This window comes from Burkholderia lata, assembly GCF_902499025.1.
GTDB classification, from domain to species: Bacteria; Pseudomonadota; Gammaproteobacteria; order Burkholderiales; family Burkholderiaceae; genus Burkholderia; species Burkholderia lata_C.
In genome coordinates, this window is the sequence record NZ_CABVPW010000013.1 from 133,916 (window position 1) to 148,287 (window position 14,372).

9 protein-coding genes are annotated in these 14,372 nt (G+C 66.5%); 3 read left to right on the forward strand and 6 right to left on the reverse strand.

Annotated features, from left to right (window positions below; genetic code table 11):
* Positions 1 to 53: 53 nt before the first annotated feature.
* Both BDI24065_RS15430 and BDI24065_RS15435 read left to right on the forward strand, forming a co-directional pair.
* Positions 54 to 1,316, forward strand: a complete 1,263-nt coding sequence (locus BDI24065_RS15430) for an MFS transporter (protein WP_175032010.1) — start codon at positions 54 to 56, stop codon at positions 1,314 to 1,316.
* Positions 1,317 to 1,341: 25 nt separating this feature from the next.
* Positions 1,342 to 2,670, forward strand: a complete 1,329-nt coding sequence (locus BDI24065_RS15435) for a D-amino acid dehydrogenase (RefSeq protein WP_175032011.1) — start codon at positions 1,342 to 1,344, stop codon at positions 2,668 to 2,670.
* A gap of 132 nt (positions 2,671 to 2,802) precedes the next feature.
* Here BDI24065_RS15435 and thpR read toward each other — a convergent pair whose 3' ends face one another.
* From thpR to BDI24065_RS15465, 6 genes are all read right to left on the reverse strand, one after another.
* Entirely contained in the window at positions 2,803 to 3,381 is a 579-nt protein-coding gene (gene thpR / locus BDI24065_RS15440) for an RNA 2',3'-cyclic phosphodiesterase (RefSeq protein WP_175032012.1), read from the reverse strand.
* Positions 3,378 to 4,868, reverse strand: coding sequence for an alanine/glycine:cation symporter family protein (locus BDI24065_RS15445; protein WP_175032013.1), 1,491 nt, complete (start codon positions 4,866 to 4,868; stop codon positions 3,378 to 3,380). The genes thpR and BDI24065_RS15445 overlap by 4 nt, the downstream gene beginning before the upstream one ends.
* A gap of 159 nt (positions 4,869 to 5,027) precedes the next feature.
* Complete coding sequence (locus BDI24065_RS15450) at positions 5,028 to 6,143, reverse strand: phytanoyl-CoA dioxygenase family protein (protein ID WP_175032014.1); 1,116 nt, start codon at positions 6,141 to 6,143, stop codon at positions 5,028 to 5,030.
* Positions 6,144 to 6,167: 24 nt separating this feature from the next.
* Positions 6,168 to 7,634, reverse strand: coding sequence for a glutamate synthase subunit beta (locus tag BDI24065_RS15455; RefSeq protein ID WP_175032015.1), 1,467 nt, complete (start codon positions 7,632 to 7,634; stop codon positions 6,168 to 6,170).
* An 85-nt stretch (positions 7,635 to 7,719) separates the two neighbouring features.
* Complete coding sequence (locus tag BDI24065_RS15460) at positions 7,720 to 12,423, reverse strand: glutamate synthase-related protein (protein ID WP_175032016.1); 4,704 nt, start codon at positions 12,421 to 12,423, stop codon at positions 7,720 to 7,722.
* 289 nt (positions 12,424 to 12,712) lie between these two features.
* Positions 12,713 to 13,426: a transposase gene (locus BDI24065_RS15465; RefSeq protein ID WP_006477151.1), complete on the reverse strand. Its 714-nt coding sequence runs from the start codon at positions 13,424 to 13,426 to the stop codon at positions 12,713 to 12,715.
* A 193-nt stretch (positions 13,427 to 13,619) separates the two neighbouring features.
* Between BDI24065_RS15465 and BDI24065_RS15470 the strand changes: the two genes are divergently transcribed.
* Entirely contained in the window at positions 13,620 to 14,351 is a 732-nt protein-coding gene (locus tag BDI24065_RS15470) for an OmpW/AlkL family protein (RefSeq protein ID WP_011350702.1), read from the forward strand.
* Positions 14,352 to 14,372 lie beyond the last annotated feature (21 nt).

Below are 14,372 nucleotides of genomic sequence, written 5' to 3' on the forward strand. Positions count from 1 at the left end.
AAAATAGCCGCCATCCGGCAGCGCGAGACGAGACAAAAGAGGGGGCGGCAAGCATGCAGGCATTCCAGTGGTTCAACGAATTGTCGACGCGCGAGCGCAGGACGCTGTACGCCGGATTCGGCGGCTACGCGGTCGATGCGTTCGACTTCATGATCTATTCGTTCCTGATTCCGACGCTGATCGCCACCTGGGGCATGACGAAGAGCGAGGCCGGGATGATCGCGACGAGTTCGCTGATCTCGTCGGCGCTCGGCGGCTGGGTCGCCGGGATCCTCGCCGACCGTTACGGTCGCGTGCGCGTGCTGCAGTGGACGATCGCGACGTTCGCGCTGTTCACCTGCCTGTCCGGCTTCACCCATTCGTTCTGGCAGCTGCTCGCGACGCGCACGTTGCAGGGCTTCGGCTTCGGCGGCGAATGGTCGGTCGTGACGATCATGATGGCCGAGACGATCCGTTCGCCCGAGCATCGCGGGAAGGCGGTCGGCACCGTGCAGAGCAGCTGGTCGTTCGGCTGGGGCGCGGCCGCGATCCTCTACTGGGCGTTCTTCGCACTGCTGCCCGAGCAGGTCGCGTGGCGCGCCTGCTTCTGGATCGGCATCCTGCCCGCGCTGTGGATCCTGTACATCCGCCGCAACGTCAGCGATCCCGACATCTACACGGCCACCCGCCGCGCGCGCGACGAAGGCCGCGTGTCGGGCCACTTCCTCGAGATCTTCTCGCCGCCGCACCTGCGCGCGACGCTGTTCGGCAGCGCACTGTGCACCGGGATGCTCGGCGGCTACTACGCGATCACGACGTGGCTGCCCACCTACCTGAAGACCGTCCGCCACCTGTCGGTGTTCAACACGAGCGGCTATCTCGTCGTGCTGATCGTCGGCTCGTTCGTCGGCTACGTGGTCGGCGCGATCCTGTCCGACCGGCTCGGCCGCCGCGCGTCGTTCATCCTGTTCGCGATCGGCTCGTTCTCGCTCGGCATGGCGTACACGATGCTGCCGATCACCGACACCGCGATGCTGCTGCTCGGCTTCCCGCTCGGCATCGTCGTGCAGGGGATCTTCGCGGGTGTCGGCGCTTATCTGTCGGAGCTGTATCCGGGCGCGATCCGCGGCTCGGGCCAGGGCTTCTGCTACAACCTCGGGCGCGGGCTCGGCTCGTTCTTCCCGATCCTCGTCGGTGCGCTGTCGCAGTCGATGTCGCTCGTGAAGGCGATCGGCCTCGTCGCTGGCGGCGGCTACCTGCTCGTGATCGTCGCCGCGCTCGTGCTGCCGGAAACGCGCGGCAAGTCGCTCGCCGACGATCCGGCCGTCGCATCGTGAGCCACCGCTTCGTCCCGGAAACCGCATGCACGTGATCGTTCTCGGCGCCGGCGTGATCGGCGTCACCACCGCCTGGCACCTGCGCGAAGCAGGCTGCGACGTCACCGTGATCGAGCGCGAAGCCGACGTCGCGCAGGCGACGAGCCTCGGCAACGCGGGCGTGATCGCGCCCGGCTACGTGACGCCGTGGGCCGCGCCCGGAATGCCCGGCAAGATCCTCAAGTACCTGTTCAAGCCCGCGTCGCCGCTGATCTTCCGGCCGACGCTCGACGCCGCGCAGTGGCGCTGGATCGCGCGCTGGCTGCGCGAATGCGAATTCGAGCGGTTCCGCGTGAACAAGCAGCGGATGCAGCGCATCGCGTACTACAGCCGCGCATGCCTGCACGCGTTTCGCGACCGTCATCCGTTCGACTACGGCGCGAGCCGCGGCTACCTGCAGCTGCTGCGCGGCGCGTTCGACGTCGAGATGGTGCAGCCCGCGCTGAAGGTACTGCGCGACGCGGGCATCGCGTTTCGCGAGCTCGACGCCGCCGGCTGCACGGCGATCGAGCCGGGCCTGCGCTGGGCGCGGCAGGCGCCCGTCGGCGGCATCTACCTGCCCGACGACGAAGCCGGCGACTGCGCACGCTTCACGCGCGAACTGCGCGCGCTGTGCGAAGCGAACGGCGTGACGTTCCGCTTTCGCACGGAAGTGCAGGCGCTCGATGTCGAAGCCGGCCAGGTGCGGGGTGTACGGATCGTCGGTAACGGCGATCAGGATGGCGGACCGGATCCGCACGCATCGAACGCCGGCGGCCAGCACCGCGACGCGCGGCTCGCTGCCGACGCGATCGTCGTCGCACTCGGCGTCGCACTCGGCGTCGACAGCGCCGGCCTGCTGCGGCCGCACGGCATCGACGTGCCGCTGTATCCGGTGAAGGGCTACTCGGCGACGCTCGCCGTCGTCGACGACGAAAGAGCGCCACGCGCCGCGCTGATGGACGAATCGCTGAAGACGGCGATCACGCGTTTCGGCCCGACGCTGCGCGTCGCGGGTACGGCGGAACTCGGCAACCGGCACGCAGCGCTGCGCCAGCAGGCGCTCGATACGCTGATGAAGGTGCTCGACGACTGGTTCCCGCACGCGGCCGATCGCGCATCGGCACGCTTCTGGGTCGGCCGCCGGCCGATGACGCCCGACGGGCCGCCGCTGCTGGGCGCGAGCGGGATCGGCGGGCTCTGGCTCAACGTGGGCCACGGCTCGACCGGCTGGGCGATGTCGATGGGATCGGGGAAGGTGGTGGCGGATCTCGTCACGGGGCGAGATCCGGAGATCGATCTGTCGGGGTTGACGCTCGCGCGCTACGCCCGGTAGGCCCGGTAGGCCCGGTAGGCCCGGTAGGCCCGGTAGGCCCGGTAGGCCCGGTAGGCCCGACGATATCGGCGACGTGATGCGCTGACGCGATACATATGGCGCCCGGCAATCGCAACACGGATCGCGAGCCGCTCACTGCGTCGCCTGACCGCCCGCCTCACCGTCCGCCCGCGCAATCGGCGCCGACACGATCGGCCGATGCGACACGCCTTCGTGCGACAGCCGGCTTTCGAACAGCGTGAGCGCGTCGAACCGCAGCGCGACCGGCCGCTTCACCGCACCGCCGTGCGCCGGCTGCCCGACCGCATCGTGCGGCAGCCGCGCGAGCGTCACGTGCGGCCGGAACGGCCGCCGGTCAGACGGCACGCCGAGCTCGCGCAACTTCGCCGACAGCGCGGCATTCAATGCCGCACACGCGGGCTCGGCGGCCAGTTCCGCGACGATCAGCCGCGCGCGCGGCAGGCTCGGCCACCACGCGATCCGTTCGACCGGCATCAGCGGCAGCGCATGCGCGGCCGCAAGCGCCGGCAGGCACGCGGCCAGCGCATCGCAACAGGCCCGCTCGATCGCGCCGACGAACGCGAGCGTCACATGCAGTTGCGCGGGCTGCGGACGCCGCGCGCCACGGGTGACCGGCAACGCGTGCAGCGCGTCGCGCGATGCCGCATCGGGCATCAGCGCGACGAACACGCGCAACCGGTCGCCGTTCATGACTCGCTCGCCACCGCGCGTGGCGCGCGCGCCGGATCAGCCGCGGCCGGACGCTGCGGCAACGGGCCATGCTCGCCCCACACGTCGGTCGGCAGCACGTTCGCGAGTTCCGGAATCGTGTTGCGCGTGAACACCGGATCGGCAACGCCTTCCGCGCGCTGGCGGCGATAGTCGCGCCATGCCGCGTGCGCGTACTTGCCGAGCGCGAGGATCGCGACCAGGTTGATGATCGCCATCAGCCCCATGCTCGTATCGGCCATTGCCCACACGAGCGGCAGTTGCCCGACGCTGCCGAACATCACCATCGCGAGCACCGCGACGCGGAACAGCGGCAGCACGCCGCGCCGCTTCGTGATGAATTCGACGTTGCCTTCCGCATAGGCGTAATTGCCGATCACCGACGAATACGCGAAGAAGAAGATCGCGAACGCCATGTAGATGCCGCCCCAGTCGCCGACGTGGTTTGCGATCGAACGCTGCGTGAGTGCCGCGCCCTCCATGCCGGTGCCCAGCTCGTACTGGCCCGACAGCAGGATCACGAAGGCGGTCGCGCTGCAGATCACGATCGTGTCGACGAACACGCCGAGCATCTGGATCAGCCCCTGCACGACCGGATGCCGCGTGCTGGCGGTCGCTGCCGCGTTCGGTGCGCTGCCCATGCCGGCCTCGTTCGAGAACAGCCCGCGCTTCACGCCCATCGCGACCGCCTGGCTGACCGCATAGCCCGTCAGGCCGCCCGCCGCCTGCTCGAGACCGAACGCGCTCTTCACGATCAGCGCGATCACGCCCGGCACCAGCGCAATGTGCGTCGCGACCGCATAGACCGCGAGCGCGAGGTAGCCGATTGCCATCAGCGGCACGATCACCTGCGCAACCGCCGCGATCCGGCGGATCCCGCCGAAGATGATCGGCGCGGTCAGCAGCACGAGCCCGAGACCCACCGTCGCGCGGCTCCAGCCGAACGACGTGTCGAATGCATCGGCGATCGCGTTGGCCTGCACCGCGTTGAATACGAAGCCGAACGCGAGGATCAGCGACAGCGAGAACAGCACGCCGAAGCCGCGCGAGCGCAGGCCCGTCTGGATGTAGTAAGCGGGGCCGCCGCGATAGCTGCCGTCCGGGTGCGACACCTTGAAGATCTGCGCGAGCGTCGCCTCGACGAACGCGGACGACATCCCGACCAGCGCCGTCATCCACATCCAGAAGATCGCGCCCGGCCCGCCGACCGTCAGCGCGACCGCGACGCCGGCGATGTTGCCGGTGCCGACGCGGCTCGCGAGCCCGGTCGCGAACGCCTGGAACGACGAGATGCTGCCCGGCTCGCCCTTGCTGCCGACCAGCTTCACGCTGAGCAACAGCGCCTTCAGCTGGATCATCCGGAACCGCAGCGTGAACCACACGCCCACGCCGAGCAGCAGCGCGATCAGCACGTAGTTCCACAGCACGCCGTTGACGGCGTCGATCAGCCCTTGCACGAATGCTTCCATCCAGAGTCCTTGTAAATAGGGTCAGTCACATGCAACCACCGCGAATGCGGCCCGAGGGGCGACATGATATGACAGTTCGCAAGGAACATTACAAAATGAAAGATATCAGCGAGTTATCCGCGGTCGCCCGCCCGAACGACGCGGGCACGCTGCGTTGCGTCAGTGAGGCCTCCATTCGACCGGAATATCGAAGACCAGCCCGGACAATCCGCTGGCGAGCAAGACGCGCGCAAAATGCGCCCAGGCAGGTTCGATGGACGCGAATCGCTCGTACTGCAGGATCTGCTTGGCGATCAGTTCGAGCCGCAGCCCGGCATCCGGCAACACATCGGATTTCAGCAGCGGCGGGTTCAGCGGCCCCAGGCTGTCGACCTGCACGCCCATTGACATGCTGATCCGCGGCATGTCCGACAGTGGGCTGCCGCGGCTGCCCCAGTGCAGCACGGCCTGGCTCCACATCATCAGGTCGCCGGCGAGCCCGGGAAGCGCGCGGATGTCCCGCACGTCGAATTCGGCCTGCGACACGCGATCCGTCCCATAGTCGGGATCGCGATGCTTCGGCAGCAGCATCACGCAACCGGTGGTCGAATCGACCGGCGTCAGCGGGATCCACAGCGACAGCGCGCCGGCGCGCCCGTCCGGCAACAGCGATCTCGCCCCCGCATCGCGGTGCATGCTCCAGCCGGCCTGCCCCGCGTTCGCACGGACGTGCCATACCCAGAAATCAGGCATCAACTGGTAGGTGTCGGCGCCCAGCGCCGCCTGGACGATCCGGTGGAGCCGCCAGTACGTGAGCCAGAATTCGTCGCACACGAACGCGAACACCGGTGGAATGCCGGCCTGCACGAGGTTCGCCACCATGTCGCGCATCGCCGCGAGCGGAAGGGTGCTCCGCACGTCGTCGCTCGGAGTGAACTGGGCGAAGCCCTCCAGCGCCACCCGGGCGTGGATCGCGTCGGCAATGTGTTGCTCGACTTCGATCGGCCGCTGTCGTCCGACGAATGCGTGATCCTCGACGTGAAGACCGGATCCGAACGAAAGCAGCAGCGCGACGACCTCGTCCAGCCGGACGCGCAGGCCGTCGTCCGTCAAGCACGGTCGGGTGATTTCCGGGGCGGTTTCTCGAGACATGGACTGCGCGACGCGTTCGTGGCTGAAACAGGCTTCGGCCGTCGATCGGCCAAGGCCTGCACCCTGTTTCGCGCATGTTAAGCGGCAACCGCCATCCGGCGCACGCATAAAAAACGGGCGCCCTTCCGGACGCCCGTCTTTCATCGAAACCCGCTCGCGATATTCGGCTCAGCGCGGCAGGTTCGAATGCCCCATCAGGTACGCATCGACCGAGCGCGCGCACTGGCGGCCTTCGCGGATCGCCCACACCACGAGCGACTGGCCGCGACGCATGTCGCCCGCCGCGAACACCTTGTCGACCGACGTGTAGTACGAGCGATCGCCTTCGGTCGCCGCGCGCGCATTGCCGCGCGCATCCTTCGCGACGCCGAATGCCTCGAGCACGGGTGCCGCCGGCTGCGTGAAGCCCATCGCGAGCAGCACGAGGTCGGCCTTCATTTCGAACTCGGAGCCCGGCACTTCCTGCATCTTGCCGTCCTTCCACTCGACGCGCACTGCGATCAGCTTCTCGACCTTGCCGTTCTTGCCTTCGAGACGCTTCGTCGCGACCGCCCAGTCGCGCTCGCAACCTTCTTCGTGCGACGACGACGTGCGCAGCTTGATCGGCCAGTACGGCCACACGAGCGGCTTGTTTTCCTCTTCCGGCGGCTGCGGCAGCAGCTCGAACTGCGTGACCTGCTTCGCGCCGTGACGGTTCGACGTGCCGACGCAGTCGGAACCCGTATCGCCACCGCCGATCACGATCACGTGCTTGCCCTTCGCGAGCAGCTGGTCGACGAGCTTGTCGCCCGCGTTCACGCGGTTCTGCTGCGGCAGGAAGTCCATCGCGTAATGCACGCCCGCGAGTTCGCGGCCCGGCACCGGCAGGTCGCGCGGCGTTTCCGAACCGCCCGCGATCACGACCGCGTCGAACTCTTCTTTCAGCGTGTCCGGCGAGATGGTTTCCTTCGCAAGGCTGCCGATCGACTCGGGCAGCGGATCCTTGCCGATGAACACGCTGGTGCGGAACGTCACGCCTTCCGCTTCCATCTGGCGCATGCGGCGGTCGATCAGCCACTTCTCGAGCTTGAAGTCGGGAATCCCGTAGCGCAGCAGGCCGCCGACGCGGTCGTTCTTCTCGAACACCGTCACGTCGTGGCCCGCGCGCGCGAGCTGCTGCGCGGCGGCGAGGCCCGCGGGGCCCGAACCGACGACCGCGACCTTCTTGCCCGTCTTGTGCTCGGCCGGCAGCGGCTTCACCCAGCCTTCCGCCCAGGCCTTGTCGATGATCGCGTGCTCGATCGACTTGATGCCGACCGGGTCGTCGTTGATCCCGAGCGTGCATGCCGACTCGCACGGCGCCGGGCAGATGCGGCCCGTGAATTCCGGGAAGTTGTTGGTCGAGTGCAGGACTTCGATCGCCTGCTGCCAGTCCTGGCGGTAAACGAGATCGTTGAAGTCCGGAATGATGTTGTTGACCGGGCAGCCGTTGTTGCAGAACGGGATGCCGCAATCCATGCAGCGCGCGCCCTGGACCTTCGCGTCCGCGTCGGTCAGTGCCGCGACGAATTCCTTGTAGTGCTTCACGCGCGTGAGCGGTGCTTCGTACGCCTCGTGGCGGCGTTCGAACTCCAGAAAACCGGTTGCCTTGCCCATAAGGTGCTCTTCTGTTCGGTGTATCGGGTGGGGGAGCCGCGCGCGGCAATCATGCGCGCGCGGCATTCGCTATGTCGTTCGTCGCTCAGGCGGCCAGCTCTTCCTTCGCCGCCTTCTTCGCACCGATCTCGCCCAGCGCGCGCTTGTATTCGTGCGGGAACACCTTCACGAACTGGCGGCGCGCCGCGTCCCAGTTTTCCAGCAGCGACTTCGCGCGCGGCGAACCCGTGAACTGGAAATGACGCTCGACGAGCCCCTTGAGCAGCGCTTCGTCCGTCATGCCCGCATGCCAGAGCGCGCGGTCGACCGTGCGCTCCTGCTCGGCCTGCTGCAGCACCGGCTCGAGCGCGACCATCGACTTGTTGCACTTCGCCGCGAACGTGCCTTCCGGATCGTAGATATACGCGAGACCGCCCGACATGCCGGCCGCGAAGTTGCGCCCGGTCTCGCCGAGCACGACGACCGTGCCGCCCGTCATGTATTCGCAACCGTGGTCGCCCGTGCCTTCGACGACTGCCGTCGCGCCCGAGTTGCGCACGCAGAAGCGCTCGCCCGCGACGCCGCGGAAGAACGATTCGCCTTCGATCGCGCCGTACATCACCGTGTTGCCGCAGATGATGTTTTCCTCGGACTTGCCGCGGAAGTCGTTGGTCGGACGGATGATGATCCGGCCGCCCGACAGGCCCTTGCCGACGTAGTCGTTGCCGTCGCCGACGAGGTCGAGCGTCACGCCCTTCGCGAGGAACGCGCCGAAGCTCTGGCCGGCCGTGCCCTTCAGCTGGATGTGCACCGCGTCGTCGGCCAGGCCGTCGTGGCCGTGCTTCTTCGCGATCACGCCTGACAGCATCGCGCCGACCGTCCGGTTCACGTTGCGCACCGGCTGGATGAACGACACATGCTCGCCGTTCTCGATTGCAGCCTTCGCCTTCTCGATCAGCACGTGGTCGAGCGCGCGCTCGAGGCCGTGATCCTGCACGTCGACGTGACGCGGCGCGACGTCCTCGCACTCTTCCGGCTGGTAGAACACGCGCGAGAAGTCGAGGCCCTTCGCCTTCCAGTGCTCGATGCCCTTGCGGGTGTCGAGCAGGTCGGCGCGGCCGATCAGGTCGTCGAACTTCGCGACGCCCAACTGCGCCATGATCTCGCGCACTTCCTCGGCGACGAAGAAGAAGTAGTTCACGACGTGCTCGGGCTGGCCCTGGAACTTCGCACGCAGCACCGGATCCTGCGTCGCGACGCCGACCGGGCACGTGTTCAGGTGGCACTTGCGCATCATGATGCAGCCTTCGACGACGAGCGGTGCCGTCGCGAAGCCGAATTCGTCCGCGCCGAGCAGCGCGCCGATCACGACGTCGCGGCCCGTCTTCATCTGGCCGTCGGCCTGCACGCGGATCCGGCCGCGCAGGCGGTTCAGCACCAGCGTCTGCTGCGTTTCGGCGAGGCCGAGTTCCCACGGCGTGCCCGCGTGCTTGACCGACGACAGCGGCGACGCACCCGTGCCGCCGTCATGGCCGGCGATCACGACGTGATCGGCCTTCGCCTTCGCGACACCGGCCGCGACCGTGCCGACGCCCACTTCCGACACGAGCTTCACGGAGATGCTCGAGATCGGGTTCACGTTCTTCAGGTCGTGGATCAGCTGCGCCAGATCCTCGATCGAGTAGATGTCGTGGTGCGGCGGCGGCGAGATCAGGCCGACGCCCGGCACCGAGTAACGCAGCTTGCCGATGTATTCCGACACCTTGTGGCCCGGCAGCTGGCCGCCTTCGCCCGGCTTCGCGCCCTGCGCCATCTTGATCTGGATCTGGTCGGCCGACGCGAGGTACTCGGCGGTGACGCCGAAGCGGCCCGACGCGACCTGCTTGATCTTCGAGCGCAGCGAATCGCCGTCCTTCAGCGGAATGTCGCTGACGATCTCGTCGCCGATCACCGATTTCAGCGTTTCACCCGACTTGATCGGAATGCCGCGCAGCTCGTTGCGGTAGCGCTTCTCGTCTTCGCCGCCTTCGCCTGTGTTCGACTTGCCGCCGATCCGGTTCATCGCGATCGCGAGCGTGGCGTGCGCTTCGGTGCTGATCGAACCGAGCGACATCGCGCCGGTCGCGAAGCGCTTGACGATGTCCTTCGCCGATTCGACGTCGTCGATCGGGATCGCCTTGGTCGGCTCGACCTTGAACTCGAACAGGCCGCGGAACGTCATGTGACGCTTGGTCTGGTCGTTGATCAGGTGCGCGTATTCCTTGTACGTCTGGTACGAGTTGCTGCGCGTCGCGTGCTGCAGCTTCGCGATCGAATCCGGCGTCCACATGTGGTCTTCGCCACGCACGCGGTACGCGTACTCGCCGCCCGCGTCGAGCATGTCGCGCAGGACCGGGTTGTCGCCGAACGCGTCGCGGTGCAGGCGGATCGCCTCTTCCGCGACTTCGAACAGGCCAATGCCGCCGACCTTCGACGCCGTGCCCTTGAAGTACTTCTCGACCAGGTCGCTCGACAGGCCCAGCGCTTCGAAGATCTGCGCGCCCGTGTACGACATGTACGTCGAGATGCCCATCTTCGACATCACCTTCTGCAGGCCCTTGCCGACCGCCTTCGTGAAGTTGTAGACGGCCTTCTCCGGCGACAGGTCGCCCGGCAGCCCTTCGGCCATCTTCGCGAGCGTTTCCATCGCGAGGTACGGGTGCACGGCTTCCGCGCCGTAGCCCGCGAGCAGCGCGAAGTGGTGCGTTTCACGCGCGGAGCCCGTCTCGACGACGAGGCCCGTGCTCGTGCGCAGCCCTTGCTGGACGAGGTGCGAGTGGATCGCCGACGTGGCGAGCAGCGCCGGAATCGCGACATGCTCGGCGTCCGTCTTGCGGTCCGACACGATCAGCATGTTGTAGCCCGACTTCACCGCGTCGACGGCTTCCGCGCACAGCGACGCGAGGCGCGCCTCGATGCCTTCCTTGCCCCAGGCGACCGGGTAGCAGATGTTCAGTTCGTAGGCGCTGAACTTGCCGCCCGTGTACTGGTCGATCGCGCGGATCTTCGCGATGTCCTTGAAGTCGAGCACCGGCTGCGACACTTCGAGACGCATCGGCGGGTTGATGTTGTTCGTGTCGAGCAGGTTCGGCTTCGGGCCGATGAACGACACGAGCGACATGACCATGTTCTCGCGGATCGGGTCGATCGGCGGGTTCGTGACCTGTGCGAACAGCTGCTTGAAGTAGTGATAGAGCGTCTTGTTCTTGTTCGACATCACCGCGAGCGGCGAGTCGTTGCCCATCGAACCGACGGCTTCTTCACCCTGCTGCGCCATCGGCGCCATCAGGAACTTCAGGTCCTCCTGCGTATAGCCGAACGCCTGCTGGCGGTCGAGCAGCGCGGCGCCCTGCGTGCGGCCGGCCGCGACTTCCTCGGCCTTCGGCTCGATCTCGTCGAGCTTGATGCGCACGGCATCGATCCAGCTCTTGTACGGCTTCGCGTTCGCGAGGTTGTCCTTCAGTTCCTTGTCGTCGATGATGCGGCCGTGTTCCATGTCGATCAGGAACATCTTGCCCGGCTGCAGGCGCCACTTCTTAACGATCTTCGATTCGGGGATCGGCAGCGTGCCGGCTTCCGACGCCATGATGACGAGGTCGTCGTCGGTGACGAGGTAGCGCGCCGGGCGCAGGCCGTTACGGTCGAGCGTCGCGCCGATCTGGCGGCCGTCGGTGAACGCGATCGCGGCCGGGCCGTCCCACGGCTCCATCATCGCGGCGTGGTATTCGTAGAACGCGCGGCGGTTCTCGTCCATCAGCGTGTGCTGCTCCCATGCTTCCGGGATCATCATCATCACCGCGTGCACGAGCGGGTAGCCGGCCATCACCAGCAGTTCGAGACAGTTGTCGAACGATGCGGTATCCGACTGGCCCGGGTAGATCAGCGGCCACAGCTTCGGCAGATCGTCGGCGAGCACGTGCGACGCGATCGCGCCGGTACGCGCGTTCAGCCAGTTCACGTTGCCCTTCACGGTGTTGATCTCGCCGTTGTGCGCGATCATCCGGTACGGGTGAGCCAGTTCCCACGCCGGGAACGTGTTGGTCGAGAAGCGCTGGTGCACGAGCGCAAGTGCCGACACGACGCGCGTGTCCTGCAGGTCGCGGTAATACACGCCGACCTGGCCCGCGAGCAGCAGCCCCTTGTAGACGATCGTGCGCGCCGACATCGACGGCACGAAGTATTCCTTGCCGTGCTTGAGCTTCAGCGCCTGGATGCGGTGGCTCGCCGTCTTGCGGATCACGTACAGCTTCCGCTCGAGCGCGTCCGTCACCATGATGTCCTTGCCGCGGCCGATGAAGATCTGGCGGATCAGCGGCTCGCTCGCCTTCACGGTCGGCGAAATCGGCATCGCATGGTCGACCGGCACGTCGCGCCAGCCGAGCACGACCTGGCCTTCGGCCTTCACCGTCCGCTCGAGCTCCTGCTCGCACGCGAGACGCGATGCGTTTTCCTTCGGCAGGAAGATCATGCCGACCCCATATTCACCAGCCGGCGGCAGATTCACGCCCTGCTTCGCCATTTCCTCGCGATAGAACGCGTCCGGAATCTGGATCAGGATGCCCGCGCCGTCGCCCATCAGCGGATCGGCACCGACCGCGCCACGGTGATCGAGGTTCTCGAGGATCTTCAGACCCTGCTGAATGATCTCGTGGCTCTTCTTGCCCTTGATGTGAGCGACGAAGCCGACGCCACAGGCGTCGTGTTCGTTTTGCGGGTCATACAGACCTTGTGCGGCGGGCACCGCGGCGAGCGGCTGCTGGTGGTCGTTCATGGGGACACCGTCGTAAAGGGGGCCTGGAGGCCGTTGAACCATTTTCTTGTTGCCGTCGATCCCGCTCCCGACGGGAGACGGCGCGGCCGACAGTGGTTGGGCATGCTTCGCCCGGGCCACCGGAATTCGGAATATACGCGACGAATCAAAGGAATAGCAACAAAAACCGCTTGATCGAGCCCCAATTAAATGCATGCCTCGATCTGGTGCCATTTTATTGGGGCCGTATCGTTTTGGTGCAAAAAGAAGCGGCGCCCGCAGCGCCGCCTCCTGAACCGCCGTTCCTGCGTTACTGCTGGATCGGCGGCGTGTTTTCACGCACCTTTCTGGGGCGTCCGCGCGGCAGCGGCGACACGCGCCGGTTCGCGGTACGCGCCGCCCACTCGCGATAATTCTCGCCGCCGAGCACCCAGCCCTTCAGCGTCGCCTGCTGCAGCTGGTCGGCCTGCCGCTCGTCGAGCGGCTGCTCGCACAGCTCCTTGTACGCGCGCTGGCGGTCGAACGGCGTATTGCCGAGCGCCCAGTAGAGCGGATGGTCGGTGATCAGGCTGTCGACGGTGAGCCCGACGTGATGCCGGTAGCTCGACCAGCGATAGGCCTCGGGCGTCGCGACGAGCTGCGCGCGCACCGGGCTCATCTCGACCACGCGGCTCGCGAGCAGGAAATAGCGCTCGCCTTCGATCACGGTCGCGCGATAGCGGCCTTCCCACAGGGTGCCGCGCCGCGAATAGCGCCGGTTGAAATGCGCGACGTAGCGGCGACCGACGGCCTGCATCGCTTTCGGCAGGCTTGCTTCGTCGCTCGGCGTCACGAGCAGTTGCACCTGGCGCGGCAGCAGCACGTAGGCGTGCACCGACAGGTGATGATCGCGTGCGGCGGCCTTCAGGCAATCGATGAAGAGTTCGTAGTCCTGGTCGTCGACGAACGCGGGTTGCTGATCCAAGCCGCGCAGTATCACGTGCTGCGGCTGGTCGGGAACGTAGAGTCGTGCTAACCGTGCCATGCTGAATGTCCGTTTGAACGCGTTAGGAAATACCCGGAGGTCCGAAAATGCGCACCTGCGTAGAATGCCTGTCCCCGCGGGGCGCGAAAGCGTACGGTCGTACGAATCCTAGGGAGAAAACTCTAACTTACGAGCTTGTTTGGTTTTAAACGCAGTCGTCATAATGAGCACGCCTTTGATCGGAGGAGACACAATGAAACGAAAACTGGCCATTACGGGGGCCGCAGCGCTCGCATTCGCTTTCGCGGGCGGTACGGCACATGCACAATCCGCAGGTGATTTCTACGTCAGCACCGGCTGGCTGCACCTTGCGCCGCAGGACAGCAGCGACCCGCTGTTCCTCTACGGCGTAGGCGGCACGCCCATCAACCAATCGGTTCCCAACACGGGCGCCGGCATCAGCGATGCCGACACGCTCGCACTGGCGACCGGTTACTTCGTGACCGACCACATCGCCACGGAGTTCATCGCCGGCATTCCGCCGAAGTTCGACATCACCGGCAAGGGCCAGTTCTCGAATTTTGGTACGCTTGGCCGCGCGTACCAGTGGAGCCCCGCGCTCCTCCTCAAGTACTACTTCAACGACGCCAACGCGAAGTTCCGTCCGTATGTCGGCGTCGGCGCAACGTACATCTGGTTCACCGGCGCGAAGATCACGAACAGCGCGTTCGAGAACGGTGTGCTCGGCGGCCCGACCAGCGCGCAGACCAGCAACCAGTGGGCGCCCGTGTTCAACGCCGGCTTCACGTACAACTTCACGAAGCACTGGTTCGCCGGCTTCTCGATGTCGTACATCCCGGTCAGCGTGACCGCGACCTTCACGACGGCCCGCCGGACACCGGTCGGTACGCTGACGGAAACGTCGAAGGCCCACATCTCGCTGAACCCGATCGTGACGTACCTGAACGTCGGCTACCGCTTCTAAGCGTAGTCGAATATTTGGGGA

What these genes read in the sequence shown, in the direction of transcription:
- BDI24065_RS15430 (WP_175032010.1), top strand. Translation starts at nt 54, where the DNA reads ATGCAGGCATTCCAGTGGTTCAACGAATTGTCGACGCGCGAGCGCAGG.
- BDI24065_RS15435 (WP_175032011.1), top strand. Translation starts at nt 1,342, where the DNA reads ATGCACGTGATCGTTCTCGGCGCCGGCGTGATCGGCGTCACCACCGCC.
- thpR (WP_175032012.1), bottom strand. Translation starts at nt 3,381, where the DNA reads ATGAACGGCGACCGGTTGCGCGTGTTCGTCGCGCTGATGCCCGATGCG.
- BDI24065_RS15445 (WP_175032013.1), bottom strand. Translation starts at nt 4,868, where the DNA reads ATGGAAGCATTCGTGCAAGGGCTGATCGACGCCGTCAACGGCGTGCTG.
- BDI24065_RS15450 (WP_175032014.1), bottom strand. Translation starts at nt 6,143, where the DNA reads ATGAAAGACGGGCGTCCGGAAGGGCGCCCGTTTTTTATGCGTGCGCCG.
- BDI24065_RS15455 (WP_175032015.1), bottom strand. Translation starts at nt 7,634, where the DNA reads ATGGGCAAGGCAACCGGTTTTCTGGAGTTCGAACGCCGCCACGAGGCG.
- BDI24065_RS15460 (WP_175032016.1), bottom strand. Translation starts at nt 12,423, where the DNA reads ATGAACGACCACCAGCAGCCGCTCGCCGCGGTGCCCGCCGCACAAGGT.
- BDI24065_RS15465 (WP_006477151.1), bottom strand. Translation starts at nt 13,426, where the DNA reads ATGGCACGGTTAGCACGACTCTACGTTCCCGACCAGCCGCAGCACGTG.
- BDI24065_RS15470 (WP_011350702.1), top strand. Translation starts at nt 13,620, where the DNA reads ATGAAACGAAAACTGGCCATTACGGGGGCCGCAGCGCTCGCATTCGCT.